Raw genomic sequence first — 1,136 nt, forward strand, 5'->3', positions numbered from 1 at the left:
CAATAGATTTTAAAGATACATTGTCTATTGGAGCCATTCACAGATTTTAAAATGGAGGATGGCGAACATGTTGTTATATCAAGTCTTATTTTTTATTTTTAGGCGATTTATTAGGTATTACTGGGGTTTTCAGCAAGTTTCTATGACTCTTTAATTCTGTTATCAGTTCCTGCCTTTTCTTCAGTATTAACTCCTCTTTTTTACTGCTGTGTATCCAAGTTTTATTATGAAGCTTATCGATCAATATTTTCTTCAGATCATCAAAATTGTGGATTGTATCCAGATGTTGTTTCAAATCAATCTCAACGACAGATAAATTCATTTTTCTAATTTTACCAGCTTTCTCTTCATCAATAGGATGTGTAACAGCAATCTCTATTATTAGCTTACGTTTGCCATCTTTAAGTACAACATCTGCAACTACATGCTCACCACATTCTTTTATTTGCTGTTCTTGTGCTACTTTTTGATATTCCCATACTATTTCATTAAACAGCTTTTGGTTACCAAATCCCTGAATCGTGCACCAGTATTCGGGCAAATGAATTACATGACCTTCTGCCAACACTTGTTTTGCTGCTTTATGCAAAGCACTTTCAACAGCACCTTTGCAGGAACCTCTGCCTTCATGAGCAAAGTGATGTTGCATCTTTTTACCTTTTTTTGCCACAAGCGAAGTCTGACATTTTGGGCAAATACAATCACAAGCAAGCCCATTGGGTACTTCTGATATATGAACCATTCTGCCGTCAGGATTTTGGGCAAATGGGAGTTTAACTTCGTTTGTTGCCATTGTTGGGAGTTGGTTGGTATTTTTTTGAATGGTGGAGTTGTGTAAATTAACCAAAGAATGCTTTCATGATAAGCCAACCCAAAGTAGCGATGTGTATAACGGTACTAATACGTTTAAATATTAAGCTTGATTTTGTTAGCCCTTTAACATCATTCTCTAGCTTGCGTATGCTTTTCTCATACTCCAGTTTGTCTTTTGTAAGTTGTTGAATTTCTTCCTGTAGATTTGCAGATTCCTGTTCTTTTTTTGCTGCTTGTTGTTTGTGATTACTCTACCCGACGGTTTTGATAAAAAAAGGAAAAGGTTGCATATTGTGCTTGCGACACATCAATATCACCTTTTC

At 35.7% G+C, this 1,136-nt stretch carries 1 protein-coding gene; it reads right to left on the reverse strand.

Going from position 1 to position 1,136, the window contains the following annotated elements; translation table 11 throughout:
- Nucleotides 1-85 precede the first annotated feature (85 nt).
- A complete protein-coding gene (locus tag Q0954_RS34010; protein WP_299466556.1) occupies nt 86-793 on the reverse strand; it encodes a competence protein CoiA family protein in 708 nt (235 codons plus the stop codon).
- Between the last annotated feature and the right edge of the window lie 343 nt (nt 794-1,136).

The sequence above is a fragment of the uncultured Microscilla sp. genome, from assembly GCF_947493425.1.
Lineage (GTDB): Bacteria > Bacteroidota > Bacteroidia > Cytophagales > Microscillaceae > Microscilla.

Bases quoted from the DNA above. Each gene is read 5' to 3' on its own strand.
- Q0954_RS34010 (WP_299466556.1), bottom strand. From the start codon at position 793: ATGGCAACAAACGAAGTTAAACTCCCATTTGCCCAAAATCCTGACGGC.